General features: G+C 63.5%; 15 protein-coding genes. 7 read left to right on the top strand and 8 right to left on the bottom strand.

The window, feature by feature from the left end; translation table 11 throughout:
* Positions 1-23: 23 nt before the first annotated feature.
* A complete protein-coding gene (locus CO671_RS25295; protein WP_097608191.1) occupies positions 24-1,022 on the top strand; it encodes an NAD(P)H-quinone oxidoreductase in 999 nt (332 codons plus the stop codon).
* 35 nt (positions 1,023-1,057) lie between these two features.
* On the opposite strand, the gene CO671_RS25290 is transcribed toward CO671_RS25295, so the two are convergent.
* Positions 1,058-2,497 (bottom strand): MFS transporter, encoded by a 1,440-nt coding sequence (locus tag CO671_RS25290; protein WP_097608190.1) that lies wholly within the window; start codon positions 2,495-2,497, stop codon positions 1,058-1,060.
* 102 nt (positions 2,498-2,599) lie between these two features.
* Here CO671_RS25290 and CO671_RS25285 point away from each other — a divergent pair, with 102 nt between their 5' ends.
* Positions 2,600-3,223, top strand: a complete 624-nt coding sequence (locus CO671_RS25285) for a metalloregulator ArsR/SmtB family transcription factor (RefSeq protein ID WP_097608273.1) — start codon at positions 2,600-2,602, stop codon at positions 3,221-3,223.
* 258 nt (positions 3,224-3,481) lie between these two features.
* Here CO671_RS25285 and CO671_RS25280 read toward each other — a convergent pair whose 3' ends face one another.
* Positions 3,482-4,693 carry an MFS transporter gene (locus CO671_RS25280; RefSeq protein ID WP_097608188.1) on the bottom strand — a complete coding sequence of 404 codons (1,212 nt, stop codon included), beginning with the start codon at positions 4,691-4,693 and terminating at the stop codon, positions 3,482-3,484.
* 564 nt (positions 4,694-5,257) lie between these two features.
* On the opposite strand from CO671_RS25280, the gene CO671_RS25270 reads away from it, so the two are divergent.
* Entirely contained in the window at positions 5,258-5,596 is a 339-nt protein-coding gene (locus CO671_RS25270) for a hypothetical protein (protein WP_010029430.1), read from the top strand.
* Between the two features lie 188 nt (positions 5,597-5,784).
* Positions 5,785-6,792: an asparaginase gene (locus CO671_RS25265; RefSeq protein WP_097608187.1), complete on the top strand. Its 1,008-nt coding sequence runs from the start codon at positions 5,785-5,787 to the stop codon at positions 6,790-6,792.
* On the opposite strand, the gene CO671_RS25260 is transcribed toward CO671_RS25265, so the two are convergent.
* The gene (locus CO671_RS25260) at positions 6,793-7,548 is read right to left on the bottom strand and encodes a DeoR/GlpR family DNA-binding transcription regulator (protein WP_097608185.1); all 756 of its coding nucleotides are present in this window, start codon (positions 7,546-7,548) and stop codon (positions 6,793-6,795) included.
* Between the two features lie 128 nt (positions 7,549-7,676).
* On the opposite strand from CO671_RS25260, the gene CO671_RS25255 reads away from it, so the two are divergent.
* Both CO671_RS25255 and CO671_RS25250 read left to right on the top strand, forming a co-directional pair.
* A complete protein-coding gene (locus CO671_RS25255; RefSeq protein WP_097582755.1) occupies positions 7,677-8,033 on the top strand; it encodes a DUF4406 domain-containing protein in 357 nt (118 codons plus the stop codon).
* Between the two features lie 253 nt (positions 8,034-8,286).
* A complete protein-coding gene (locus tag CO671_RS25250) occupies positions 8,287-8,907 on the top strand; it encodes a glutathione S-transferase family protein (RefSeq protein WP_097608183.1) in 621 nt (206 codons plus the stop codon).
* 49 nt (positions 8,908-8,956) lie between these two features.
* Here CO671_RS25250 and CO671_RS25245 read toward each other — a convergent pair whose 3' ends face one another.
* From CO671_RS25245 to CO671_RS25225, 5 genes are all read right to left on the bottom strand, one after another.
* Entirely contained in the window at positions 8,957-9,364 is a 408-nt protein-coding gene (locus CO671_RS25245; protein ID WP_097608182.1) for a type II toxin-antitoxin system VapC family toxin, read from the bottom strand.
* Positions 9,364-9,618, bottom strand: a complete 255-nt coding sequence (locus CO671_RS25240) for a type II toxin-antitoxin system Phd/YefM family antitoxin (RefSeq protein WP_097608180.1) — start codon at positions 9,616-9,618, stop codon at positions 9,364-9,366. The genes CO671_RS25245 and CO671_RS25240 overlap by 1 nt, the downstream gene beginning before the upstream one ends.
* A 101-nt stretch (positions 9,619-9,719) precedes the next feature.
* Complete coding sequence (locus tag CO671_RS25235) at positions 9,720-10,697, bottom strand: phosphodiester glycosidase family protein (RefSeq protein WP_097608179.1); 978 nt, start codon at positions 10,695-10,697, stop codon at positions 9,720-9,722.
* Between the two features lie 242 nt (positions 10,698-10,939).
* Positions 10,940-11,305 (bottom strand): MmcQ/YjbR family DNA-binding protein, encoded by a 366-nt coding sequence (locus CO671_RS25230; RefSeq protein ID WP_097608178.1) that lies wholly within the window; start codon positions 11,303-11,305, stop codon positions 10,940-10,942.
* A gap of 39 nt (positions 11,306-11,344) precedes the next feature.
* A complete protein-coding gene (locus tag CO671_RS25225; RefSeq protein WP_097608177.1) occupies positions 11,345-11,545 on the bottom strand; it encodes a hypothetical protein in 201 nt (66 codons plus the stop codon).
* A 112-nt stretch (positions 11,546-11,657) separates the two neighbouring features.
* Here CO671_RS25225 and CO671_RS25220 point away from each other — a divergent pair, with 112 nt between their 5' ends.
* Entirely contained in the window at positions 11,658-12,554 is an 897-nt protein-coding gene (locus CO671_RS25220; RefSeq protein ID WP_097608176.1) for a LysR substrate-binding domain-containing protein, read from the top strand.
* Position 12,555 lies beyond the last annotated feature (1 nt).

The following is a 12,555-nucleotide window of genomic DNA, read 5'->3' as shown; positions in this document are numbered from 1 at the left end:
TTTGGATCAGGGAGGATCGCACCATGCCATTGCCTCAGGAAATGCGTTTCGTCGATCTCAGCTCCTTCGGCGGGCCGGAGGTGATGACGATCGCCAAGTGCCCGCTGCCGGTGCCCGAAGAGGGGCAGGTGCTGGTGCGCGCCGAGGCGATCGGCGTCAACCGCCCCGACATTGCCCAGCGCCAGGGCAGCTATCCCCCGCCGAAGGATGCGAGCCCGATCCTCGGCCTGGAACTATCCGGTGAAATCGTCGCCGTCGGCCCTGGTGTCACAGATCATGCCGTCGGCGACAAGGTCTGCGGCCTTGCCAATGGCGGCGCCTATGCCGAATATTGCCTGCTGCCGGCCGGCCAGATCCTGCCCTTTCCCAAGGGCTTTGATGCGGTGAGGGCGGCGGCCCTGCCGGAAACCTTCTTCACCGTCTGGGCCAATCTCTTCCAGATGGCCGGGCTGACGGAAGGCGAGACGGTGCTGATCCATGGCGGCACCAGCGGCATCGGCACGACGGCGATCCAGCTCGCCCGCGCCTTCGGCGCCGAGGTCTACGCGACGGCGGGCTCGAGCGAAAAATGCGAGGCCTGTGAAAAGCTCGGCGCAAAACGGGCGATCAACTACCGCAGCGAGGATTTCGCCGCGGTGATCAAGGCCGAGACCGGCCAGGGCGTCGATATCATCCTCGACATGATCGGCGCTGCCTATTTCGAGCGCAATCTCGCCTCGCTCGCCAAGGACGGCTGCCTGTCGATCATCGCCTTCCTCGGCGGCGCCGTTGCCGAAAAGGTCAATCTCTCGCCGATCATGGTCAAGCGGCTGACGGTCACCGGCTCCACCATGCGCCCGCGCACGGCGGAGGAAAAACGCGCCATCCGCGACGACCTGCTCGCCGAAGTCTGGCCACTGCTGGAGGCCGGCGCCGTCGCTCCTGTTATCCACAAGGTCTTTGCCTTCGAGGACGTGGTTGCGGCGCACCGGCTGATGGAAGATGGCAGCCATGTCGGCAAGATCATGCTGCGTCTGAGTTAGCGCATGATGCGCTAATTCAAAATGATAGAATGTCCCTAGCGCTTCCTGTCGGACGCGCGGCGATCTAGCGTCAGTGAAATGCCGACGGCCAACACGCCCGGCAGCGCCATCAACAGATAGAGCCAGTGCGCCGCCGACAGCGCGCCCGATGTGCCGCCCGGTTCGACGAGGCCGGCGCCATTGGCGATGACGCCGGCGAAGGCCGCGCCGAAAGCGCCGCCGAGCGAACTCATCGTCGGGATCGCCGACGAGGCCTTGTCCTGTTCGTTGCTGGCGACGAGTTTCAGCACCATGGCGACGAGATGCGCCCAGCCGAGGCCGATGCCGAAGCCCATCATGAAGATGGCGACCGCCGCCGGCACGATCAGCGGCAAATGCCCCTGCGCATTGTCCCTGGCAAGGAGGAGGGCGAGCGAAGCGGTCGCCGCCGTCTCGATCAACGCGCCGGCAACGATCGCCGCATGGGCTTGGCCGCCGGTCAGGGAGCTGCTGAGGAAAGCGGCGAAGGTCCAGCCGAGCGCGACGAGCGCCACGAGATAGCCCGACATCAGCGGTGTCACCCCATGCAGGCTCTGCAGGAAATAGGGAATGAAGACGTCGCTGACGAGCACGACGGTCAAGGCGAGCATTGCCAGGTAGACGCGGCAAATCGGTTTCGACAGGCTGACGGCGCCGGACGGCAGCAGCCGGTTGCGGCTTCGGGCCTCGATGAGCAGCATGGCCGATACCGCGATGACCGAGGCGGCGATGAGGGCGGCTTTCATAGCTGTCGCCTCGATTGCGCCGGCGGCGCTGATCATCAGCACGGCGGCCAGAAGCAGCCCGATCTGGGCAACCGGCGTCTTGATCTGCTCGCGGTCGTCCTCGACCTCCGGCAAGAGCCGCGGCGCCAGCGCCGCCATCACGAGGCCGAGCGGCACGAGCACGATGAAGGCATAGCGCCAGCTGCTGCCGGTGGAAAAGAAGCCGCCGAGCGTTGGGCCGATGACGGTCGAGATCCCCCAGATTGCCGCGTAAAGCGTCGTGGCCTTCTGCCACAACGGTTCGGGATAGACGAAGCGGATGAAGGCGTAGCCGAGGGCCGCAAGCGCCCCGGTGCCGAGCCCCTGCAAAGCCCGGCCGATCAGCACCACCGGCATTGACGGAGCAATTGCGGCGACCAGGCTGCCCACGCCGAAGATGAGGGCGGCGATCACATAGACGCCGCGCAGCGTAATCCCCCGCGGCCGCATGGCGACGAAGATCGAGCCGAGCACGGCGGCGGCGACGAACAGGCTTGTCACCCAGGAAAACAGGGCAAGGCCGCCGATGTCGCGTACGATCGAAGGGGCGATGGTCGCGGTGATGTAGCTCTCGACCGCATAAAGCGTCACGCCGCCGGCCAGCATCAGCGTTGCGGCCAGATGTTCGGGAAGGAAGAGGCGGAAGACGGAACTGACGTTCGGAATGGCGATGGTCTGGTCGATTTCGGACATGGGGCGATCCTCGACGTTTTTGCTGGCGGGAAATAATTTTCCAAGTTATAAATTGGAAAATTGCATGCCGCCCGGATTAAAACAAGACTTGACTTGGAAAATATGCGCCAGTCCCCAGCCAACCGGATTTTGATCCTGATAAAGACCGAGGGTCCGCAGCTTGCCGCCGCAATCGGCGATGCGCTCGGCATCTCCGGCGAGGCCGCCCGCCAGCAGCTGGCGAGGATGGCGGAGGAGGGGCTGGTGGAGCCGGTGACCGTCGCCGCCGCCGGCCGGGGACGCCCGCGTCAGCTCTGGCATCTCACCGCAGCCGGCAACCGCCGCTTTCCCGACGGTCATGCCGAATTGACGGCAAACCTGCTCGCCACGCTCACCGAACAGCTGGGGCCGGCAGCGCTCGACACCGTCATCTCCGCCCGCGAGGCCGAGACGCTGGAGCGCTATCGCCAAGAGCTGGAGACGGCCGGCGACCTCGCCACCCGCGTCGAGGGCCTTGCCGCCATCCGCACCCGCGAGGGCTATATGGCCGACAGCTGGCGGGAGGCCGACGGCTCCTTCACGCTGGTCGAAAACCACTGTCCGATCTGCGCGGCGGCCACCGCCTGCGCCGGCTTCTGCCGCTCCGAACTCGAAACCTTCCGCGCCGTCCTCGGCGCCGAGGTCGAGCGCAGCGAACACATCCTCGCCGGCGCCCGCCGCTGCGCCTACCGCATCACGCCGCGTTGAGGCCTGTCCCGCGCAGAGATCGCCGCCTGCCCCTCATCCGGCTGCCGCCACCTTCTCCCCGTAAACGGGGCGAAGGAACATGCCGCGCCCGCTCCGTTCCTACATGCCTCTCGTAGGGCATGTCCCCTCTCCCCGTAAAACGGGGAGAGGGTTAGGGTGAGGGGCAGACGGTTTTCGGTACAGCGCCACATGATGCCGGCGCCACATTCCCTCCGCTACTGCAGCGTTGACCATGCCGCGCACGAGCGGCTTTACATCTTAGGCCGGCTGCCGCACCTGCCGCCTGCTGCTTTCGAGATAAAGCAAGGCTGCGATCGATGCCAAGCCCGCGACAGCGCCGACGAAGGCGGTGCCGGAATAATCGGTGACCGATGTGCCGAAGGCGAAAATTGCGGCGCTCATGCCGGTGCCGATGAAGGTATTGAGCGAGAGTAATGAGGTTCCGAGCCCCGGCCGGTCGGCGATCAGATCCTGCAGATAGGTGATCGGCACACTGAGGATCGCCGCCGCTCCGCAGGCGTTGAGAAGGAGCAGCGCATAGATGTGCCAGCGCGCCGAGGCGAAGCCGAGCAGCATCAGATAGGCGCAATAGATCAGCGCCCCGAAGGCAAGCACATGCACGGTGCGGAAGCGCCGTTGCGCCATCCCCCAGATGACCATGAACGGCATTTCGAGAAAGGCCGTCAGCCCGGCGATGAAGCCGACATCGACCACGGTTCCATCAGCCGCATTCGTGATGATCAGCGGCGCAAGCATGCCGTTCAGCCGCTGCAGCCCGAAGAGCAGCGACATGACGATGACGCGCACCAGCACATAGGGCATGAATATCCGCTTCAGCGAAACCAGGAATCCGACGGGATCGGGGGCGGGGCCGGCCGTGCCGTTGCCCGGCGCGAAGAAGAAATACAGGCAGAAGCAGACGAGGCTTGCGAAGGCCGCGATCCCATAAGCCGGCGTCATCGACGTCGAATTGACGAGATAGAGGCCGATCAGCCCCGGCGCCAGCGCCCAGGAGCCGGAAAACAGCGCCCGCACCGTTGCCGTGACCGCCGCTGCCTCGCCGCGCTCGATCTGGTTGGTCCTGGCGCGCAGGCTGGCGAAAAGCAGCGAATAGGTGGAATTGCTCATCGGCACCAGCAACAGCGTCGAGATGATGAAGATCGCCGGGCTGTGGATGATCGCGATCGATCCGAAACCGAGCATGCCGGCGACCGAAAGTGCCAGCACCAGCGGCCGCCGCTCCTTCAGCCGGTCCGACCAGATGCCGAGCGTCAGGCTCGTCGTGACGTTGACGATCGCCGAGAAGAACACCAGCGCCGAATAGGTGCCGTTGCTGAGGCCCAGTTCATTGATGCCGATGATCGACTGGTAAGGCACGGTCGAGGCATAGGTGAAGGCGAGCGCGACGAGCGTCACGGTGGGAATGCGGATCCTGTTGTCGCGCAGAATCAAGGAAAGAGTGGATGACATTCGGGCGGTTCCTGATGCACCATCTTTAGCCGCGTCCGATGCATCAGAGAAACGATAGTTTTCGATCGTTTCAGTCAATTCCTGTGATGATTGCTGCGTCAGATCTGCGCCGTCAAACTGGAGAGCCAGAAATCGATTTGCCCTAAGGGAAGAACGCTTCCGAGGAAACCGGTCAGAACCGACGCAATCGATATCAAAGCCAACCCCAGAAGCGCTCCGAGGATGATTCCAACGCTTGTCCTTTTGGGTCGGCGCGCCAACCAGCACGCCAGACCGAGAGAGACGAGCGTGAAAAATACCCACAATATGGACGCTGAAATGGATAGACCTGATTGCAAGATGATACCTTCGAATGTGACGCGGTTGCAGGATAGCGTCGCTACGCGTCCGATCTCAAGGCTTGCATTCACGCGGCGCGGACATCAATACGGCTGGAGCCCAGCGCAAGATCTGGGATGACCGGGTGTGTGGGCGCTTCGGCGTAAATGCGCGCCGTTCTGGCCGATTGACTCTACCAATTTTCTGCCTTTAGTGCTCGCTTGGGTTGATCATTTGGATGGGACGATGAAATTTCGTATTCTTGGCGTTGTCGCGCTTTCTTTCGCCGTTACAGGTTGCACGCACACAGCCCCCGACGGTCGGCCGCTCGTTCAGCACTTCTTTCGGAATCTCGTGATGAACGGATGTGGTTTCCAGATGACATGGGAATCGGCGAAAAAAGCCACAGATACGTTTAAGCCAGTCATCCCGACCGACAGAGAACGCCTGACCGACAGAGGCCTCATGAGGGCTGCAATCGCGGTTTGCGGCAAAGCGCAGTCCGGACGTAAGAGCAAAGCCATCGAAGTCGAGGTTCCCGACAGCGGCGGTGTCCTCAGGAAAATCGTCGTTGAAAGAGAATAGGCGCGGACTGCTCTCCATCCACCGTCGTCCTTCGGCTTGACCCCGGATCCATGCCGCTGCTGTTGGTGGATGCGGTATGGATGCTCGGCTCAAGGCCGAGCATGACGGAGGGGTTGGCTAAACCCGTTGGCTTTCGCGCCCTGACGCGTTATGCCTGCCGCATCCCGCCAGCACCAGGATGAGAGCCCATGACCAATCCCGTCGCCGTCGAAGTCACCCGTGGCCTGCTCGTCGAAAGCCGTCATCGCGGCGCGGTGGCGGTCGTCGATGGCGATGGCAGCCTCGTCTTCTCGCTCGGCGATATCGAAGCCGCTGTCTTCCCGCGTTCGGCCTGCAAGGCGATGCAGGCGCTGCCGCTCGTCGAAAGCGGTGCGGCCGACGCCTATGGTTTCGGCGACAAGGAGTTGGCGCTCGCCTGCGCCTCGCATAATGGCGAGGACGAGCATGTGGCGCTTGCCGCCTCCATGCTGGCGCGGGCCGGCCGCAATGCCGAAGCGCTGGAATGCGGCGCCCATTGGTCGATGAGCCAGAAGGTCCTGATCCAGCAGGCCCGCACGCTCGAGGCGCCGACCGCGCTGCACAACAATTGCTCGGGAAAACACGCTGGCTTCATCTGCGTCTGCTGCCACCGGGATATCGATCCGAAAGCCTATGTCGGCTATGAGCACCCGCTGCAGGTCGAGATTCGCGCATCGATGGAAAGCCTGACCGGCGCCGTGCTCGGCGCCGAAAGCTGCGGCACCGACGGCTGCTCGATTCCGACCTATGCCGTGCCTTTGCGCAGCCTTGCCCACGGCTTTGCCAAAATGGCGACCGGCAACGGCCTGGAGCCTTTGCGCGCCAAGGCATCCCGCCGCCTGATCGAGGCCTGCATGGCCGAGCCCTTCTATGTCGCCGGCTCCGGCCGCGCCTGCACGAAACTGATGCAGTTCGCCCCGGGCCGCATCTTCGTCAAAACAGGCGCCGAGGGCGTCTTCTGCGCCGCGATCCCGGAAAAGGGCATCGCCATCGCGCTGAAATGCGAGGACGGCGCAACCCGTGCTGCCGAAGCCATGGTGGCCGCCACGCTCGCCCGCTTCTTCGAGACGGAAGACGGCGTGCATGCCGCCCTGACGGGTTTTGCCGCGACTTCGATGCGCAATTGGAACGGCATCCATGTCGGCGATGTCAGGGTTACCTCGGCCTTGGCCGAATGACTATGCCGCGGCGATCGTGACATTGAGATCGCGATAGGGTTTCAGCCGCTCGTCGCCCATCTCCGCCGGCACGATCAGCCCGGCCACCTCGGAAATTGCAAGCACCGGGCAGGGCGAGACGAGGTCGAACTTCTCCTGCGTCAGCAGCACATGGGTTTCGGCCGAGCAGCGGGCGATATGGCGTTTGATCGCCGCTTCCTCGAAATCGCCGGTGGATAGCCCGTGCACCGGATGGGCGGCGGTGACGCCGAGGAAGAACAGGTCGGGGCGCAGCTGCGAGATCGCCGCCATCGCCGCCGCCCCCGTCGCCACCATCGAATGTTTGTAGAGCCGTCCGCCGGCAAGGATCACCTCGGCCGTCGGATGGTGCTCCAGTTCGGCGGCGATCGTCGGGCTGTGGGTCGCAACCGTCAGCGGCATGTCGCGCGGCAGGCGCCGGGCGATCTCCGCCGTTGTCGTGCCGCCGTCGAGAAAGATCATCTGCCCCGGCTTGACCATCGCGGCCGCCGCCGCCCCGAGCCGCGCCTTGATCTCGGACGAGACACTGCGCCGCGCGGTGAAATCGGGCAGATCGGGTGAAAGCGGCATCGCTCCGCCATGCACGCGTTTCAACAGCCCCTCCGCCGCCATTTCCCTCAAGTCGCGCCGGATCGTGTCCTCCGAAAGCGAAAAATCCTCGGCGACGCGCTTGGCGATCACTTGGCCGTCACGGCGCAGAATATCGAGAATGAGGGTTTTGCGTTGTGATGTCAGCATGGGCTCTCTGCACGAAATTGAACGAGATGGCGTAATCTTGCACGAAATGACTCGAAATTCAAGAAATATCGTGCATTTTCACGATATCCCGTGCATGAGGCCGGGAGTGCTCAGTGATGGAGTGAAAGATGCTGATTTTGATTGCCGGGCCTTACCGGTCGGGAACGGGCGACGACCCGGAAAAGATGGCCGCCAACCTGAAGCGGCTGGAGGAGCCTTCGCACAAGCTGTTTGCCGCCGGCCACGTGCCGATGATCGGCGAATGGGTAGCGCTGCCGATCTGGCATGCCGCCGGCGGCAGATCGGTCGGCGACGCGCTCTACGAGGAAATCTTCCACCCGGTCGCCGGCCGGCTGCTTCAGCTCTGCGAGGGTGTGCTGCGTCTGCCTGGCGATTCCAAGGGCGCCGACAATGACGTGCGCATCGCCAGGGAACGCGGCATCCCGGTCTGGCATCGGCTGGAGGATGTGCCGGGCTGCGGCTGAGGGCGAGAGTTCGTGGGTGTGGGCTGCCCCTCACCCTAGCCCTCTCCCCGTAAAACGGGGAGAGGGGACGTGCCCTGCGCTAGGTCGGTGAGGAACTGAGAGCTCGCCGCTTGTCCCCTTCGCCCCGTCAGAACGGGGAGAAGGTGCCGGCAGGCGGATGAGGGGCGTCCCACCCAGTGTCAGAACAGCAATCCGCTAGTTTCAGCATCGCGACGGCTGCGCTATACCAATTCTCGAAAGGGAGACGAGAACCATGCTGACATTGTATTACGCCTCGGGAACCTGCGCGCTCGCAAGCCTGATCGCCCTGGAAGAATCCGGCCTTGCCTTCGAAACGAAGAAGCTCAGCTTCGCCAATGGCGAGCAGCGTTCGCCGGACTATCTGAAGATCAACCCGAAGGGACGCGTGCCGGCGCTGATCACCGACCGCGGTGTGCTGACCGAAACGCCGGCGATTCTCGGCTTTATCGCCGAAAGCGCGCCGGCCGCCAAACTGGCGCCGCTCGGCGATGTTTTCGAGATGGCGCGGCTGCAGTCCTTCAACAGCTATCTCTGCTCGACCGTGCATGTGAACCATGCCCATCGCCGGCGCGGCTCCCGCTGGTCCGACGATCCCTCAGCGATCGAGGCGATGAAGGCGAAGGTGCCGCAGAATATGGCCGATTGTTTCACCCTGATCGAAGAGACGATGTTCAAAGGTCCCTGGGTGATGGGCGAGACCTATTCGCTCGCTGACCCCTATCTCTTCGTCATAACCGACTGGCTGCCGGCCGACGGCGTCGATCCCGCCCGCTTCGCAAAGGTCAGCGATCACCACGCCCGCATGCTGCAGCGCCCCGCCGTTCAGCGCGCGCTCGCTTACGATCGGGGTTGATGGCTAAACCTGAAGCCCGCGGGGCAGGGTGACCGCCGAATCCCGGAGGTCATGCCCAGGTCTCCCAGGGATCGATCACCGATGCGCCCGTATCATTGAAATCGCCGACATTGCGGGTGACGACGATCAGATCATGGACGATGGCGGTCGCGGCGATCAGCCCGTCGATGTCGCCGCGCGGCCGGATCGCGGCGATTCGGCCCCATTCCACGGCGATCTGATCTGTTACCGGAAGGATGCGGGCGCCGTGGTCATGGCGCAACTTGCGCAGCCACTCGGCAAGGTGGGCTGCCGCCTTCGGATCCGACTTCTGTTTGAGGGCAATGCCGCGCATGATCTCGCCAAGGGTCAGGGCGCTCAGGTGGATGCTCAGCGGGTCGACGGAGCGCAGCCAGGCAACCGCCTGCGGCGTGCCGCGCCGCGCCTCCGAGACGATGTTCGTATCAATCAGATACATCAGAAGGTCACGCCGCGGCTAGGGATCTTCGCCCGCGTTTCCACGGCGTCGGCAAGCTCGTCGTCCCAGGCAGGACCGCCCAGTAGATCGTCGACCAGCGTCGGGCGGCCGGCGCGCAGGGCGTCGTAATCGCGGGCGGACAAGACGACAGCCGCGCGCTCTCCGCGCAACGTAACCACCTGCGGCCCCTCATCTCGCGCCCTCTGTACCACTTTCGAGAACTGGTTCTTGGCGTCCTGCAACTGCCATTCCATGCGAGGTCTCCTGGCTAGACTGTCTAGCTATCTAGGCCCGAAAAGGCGGCGGGTCAATGCGCGTGTCATTGGATCCGCCCCTCAGCGCAGTACCGCCCGACCTACTTCCGCTCGACAGCCAGCACGATCGGCATGGCCCAGTTGGCCTCGGAAATCGGCCAGCGGAGCAGGCTTACTCTATCGCCGTCCGCCTGAGACTCCCACCTTGCGTAGAATTTTTGCCGATAGCCATTCAGCCGAACACTCCGGCAGGCGAGAGGACCGCCGTCAAGATTGAGCGCGACCTTGAGATTGAGCGGCGAGGTCTTGAGAAACTCTGCCAGCCGGTCGAGGGAAAAGAACGCGTCCTTTGTCGTCCCGATGACGACACGCCCCAAATCGTCCTTGGCGACAAAGGTACGGTTCGCCAGCCAGCGGCTTTTCACATTCACATGCGTCTGCCCGTCATCGCCGATCAGGAGCGGATAGGAGACCATGGCGTTCGACGCGCCGGCAAAAGCTGCCTGCCAGTCTTGATGCGTCAGATCGCGGATATCGGCCGTGTCTTTGCCGGCAATGAAGGCGCCCGCCTTCGCGTCATATTGCTGAGGACCCATCGCAATGCCCTCGCTGACGAAGGGCGTGTCGGGCCTGCCATGCATGTCATAATAGCTGCCGTTTACGATGAGCACGGCGTTAGGCAAAGCCTTTTCCCATTCGTCGATGCCGGTATCGCCCGCAGCCGCATTATGCGTGACGAATCGAAAGCGGGCCGGGTCAACTCTGCTGAGAAAGATCCGGTCGACTTCGCGGCCATCGGCAAGAACCGGCAACTCCGCCACCTCGAACCCCGTCTCCGGCTCCTGCCAGACCAGCGGCCCGGGCAGAACGGCCGGGATCACGGGGCTCAACGCCAAACGCATGGAGGCGGAGAGGCGCTCGTCGTCAGGTTTCATGTCGGTCCAATAGGTTCCACCGCGCCGCAGGACGGTGTTGAAACCGTAAACACCCGCGACCTGCCAGAGCCAGCCGGCGCCGACGACAATCACGACCGTTAAAATTGCTAGGAGTCCGAATAGGATTTTTCGAATTGCTGGCACTGAAATCTCTTTGCTGAAACAGATAGGCTCGCGACGCCGGAATTGACGTGGCGTCGGGCGAATGCAGGTGCCAAGTAAGGTTTTTCTACGACCGATCCGCAAATACCCTCAGCCGCCAAAGCGGACGCACCTCTCAAGCTCCGAGAAAAACGTGATCGTCGAACTGACTGCCGATGGTTTCGCCGCCTTGCGCCCACCACGCCCGCATGCTGCAGCGGCCCCGCGGTTCAGCGCGCTCTGGCCTATGATCGGGGCTGACGCCCGAAACGATTGGCCAGCTTCTTCGGCGCCCGGAACAGCCAGGCGCCGATCAGCCGCAGCCGCAATTCGTCATCGCCGATCAGGGCGGCGCGCAGCGGCAGATGCGGCCAGCCGACATAATGATCGGTCTGGAAGTAGATGTCGGGCGCCATTTCCAGGAGATGATCCTTGTCGTCGAGCGAAATCGAGATGACGATCGTCTCGGGGTTTTTCACCGCCACAAAACTCTTGCCGGCAACCTTCAGCGCCGGATTGCCATAGGAGGTGCTCTCCTCGACGTCGGGCAGGCCGGCTTCCGCCGCCAGCCGCTTCAAGCGCTCGAAGATAAGGTCGACATCGCCGGCCATTGTCCCGCCCTTTTTTCTCGGGCGGAGCCTAGCATAGTTTCACGCGCATTTCGCCAGCGCGGGTCTCTCCTGCGGGGGAATGACGATCTCCGCGCCGAGCGGCAGATCGGCGAGTTCGCGCAGCGACATACGCTCGACGTCGGGATGGCGCAGCGGATCCTCCTCCCAGGTCGGGGTATTGGCGGGTTGCGTGCTGTTGATAGCAGCAATAGGCTTCAAGAAAAACTTCAGCAACGACACGGCAGTCCTCGCTTTCTCCAGCGGTGCTGGATCATGATCCTATGCTGCAATGTCGGCTTGCGCGGACGGATTTTCAATTGAGTTTACCGCGGCGCTGCTATAGAAAAACTATATGAAGAACCTCAACACGGTCCATCTCAACGGCCTCAGGGCGCTGGAGGCGGTCGGCCGTCTCGGCTCGCTGCAGGCGGCCGCCGACGAGCTTGGCGTCTCGGTCGGCGCCGTCAGCCAGCAGGTGATCAAGGCTGAGGCGCAGCTGGGGCAGGTGATCTTCGAGCGCACCGCCCGCGGCATGATCGTTACCGAAGCCGGCCGGCCGGTGCTTCATGCGCTCGACGAGGGTTTTGCCCGTCTTTCGGCGGCGGTGTCGATCGCCAGCCGCAAGGACGATACAATCCTGACCATCTCGGTGGCCCCGGTTTTTGCCGCCCGCTGGCTCGTCTGCCGGCTCGATCGTTTCGCCGAGCGCCATCCCGACATCAAGCTGCGGCTGGACGCGACCACCAATCTCGTCAGTCCGGCGCTCTGCGATGTCGATATCGGCATCCGCGTCGGCACCGGCAAATGGCCTGACGTGAGGGCCGAACTGCTGCTGCCACAAGAGGTCTTTCCGGTCTGCTCGCCGGAGATGGCGGCGAAATTGAAAGAGCCCGCCGATATCCTCGCCCTGCCTGCCATCATCGATGGTCGCGCCATGTTCAGCTGGGAGGTCTGGATGCGCGAGGCGGGGCTATCGGGCGCGACGCTTGCGACCCGCCACGTCTTCAACGATGCCTCGCTCTGCCTCGATGCGGCGATTGCCGGCCAGGGCGTCATGCTCGCCTGGCAGACGCTTGCTGCCTTCGCGCTTGCCGAAGGCCGGCTGGCGGCCCCCTTCGGCATTCGGGCGCGCACCGGCTTCGGCCATTATTTCATCACCGCCGAGGGTGCGCGCGAGCCGAAGAAGGTCAAGGATTTCAAGGCCTGGATCCGCGAGGAAATGGCCGGCACGCTCGCCTTGTTTCGATAGA

The sequence above is a fragment of the Rhizobium sp. M10 genome, from assembly GCF_002531955.1.
GTDB lineage: Bacteria > Pseudomonadota > Alphaproteobacteria > Rhizobiales > Rhizobiaceae > Rhizobium > Rhizobium etli_C.
This window is presented reverse-complemented; position numbering and strand designations above follow the sequence as displayed.

Excerpts from the sequence above, each read along its gene's own strand:
- CO671_RS25245 (WP_097608182.1), bottom strand. The coding sequence starts at position 9,364 with ATGTATCTGATTGATACGAACATCGTCTCGGAGGCGCGGCGCGGCACG.
- CO671_RS25270 (WP_010029430.1), top strand. The coding sequence starts at position 5,258 with ATGAAATTTCGTATTCTTGGCGTTGTCGCGCTTTCTTTCGCCGTTACA.
- CO671_RS25280 (WP_097608188.1), bottom strand. The coding sequence starts at position 4,693 with ATGTCATCCACTCTTTCCTTGATTCTGCGCGACAACAGGATCCGCATT.
- CO671_RS25290 (WP_097608190.1), bottom strand. The coding sequence starts at position 2,497 with ATGTCCGAAATCGACCAGACCATCGCCATTCCGAACGTCAGTTCCGTC.
- CO671_RS25250 (WP_097608183.1), top strand. The coding sequence starts at position 8,287 with ATGCTGACATTGTATTACGCCTCGGGAACCTGCGCGCTCGCAAGCCTG.
- CO671_RS25230 (WP_097608178.1), bottom strand. The coding sequence starts at position 11,305 with ATGGCCGGCGATGTCGACCTTATCTTCGAGCGCTTGAAGCGGCTGGCG.
- CO671_RS25220 (WP_097608176.1), top strand. The coding sequence starts at position 11,658 with ATGAAGAACCTCAACACGGTCCATCTCAACGGCCTCAGGGCGCTGGAG.
- CO671_RS25260 (WP_097608185.1), bottom strand. The coding sequence starts at position 7,548 with ATGCTGACATCACAACGCAAAACCCTCATTCTCGATATTCTGCGCCGT.
- CO671_RS25295 (WP_097608191.1), top strand. The coding sequence starts at position 24 with ATGCCATTGCCTCAGGAAATGCGTTTCGTCGATCTCAGCTCCTTCGGC.
- CO671_RS25255 (WP_097582755.1), top strand. The coding sequence starts at position 7,677 with ATGCTGATTTTGATTGCCGGGCCTTACCGGTCGGGAACGGGCGACGAC.
- CO671_RS25240 (WP_097608180.1), bottom strand. The coding sequence starts at position 9,618 with ATGGAATGGCAGTTGCAGGACGCCAAGAACCAGTTCTCGAAAGTGGTA.
- CO671_RS25285 (WP_097608273.1), top strand. The coding sequence starts at position 2,600 with ATGCGCCAGTCCCCAGCCAACCGGATTTTGATCCTGATAAAGACCGAG.
- CO671_RS25265 (WP_097608187.1), top strand. The coding sequence starts at position 5,785 with ATGACCAATCCCGTCGCCGTCGAAGTCACCCGTGGCCTGCTCGTCGAA.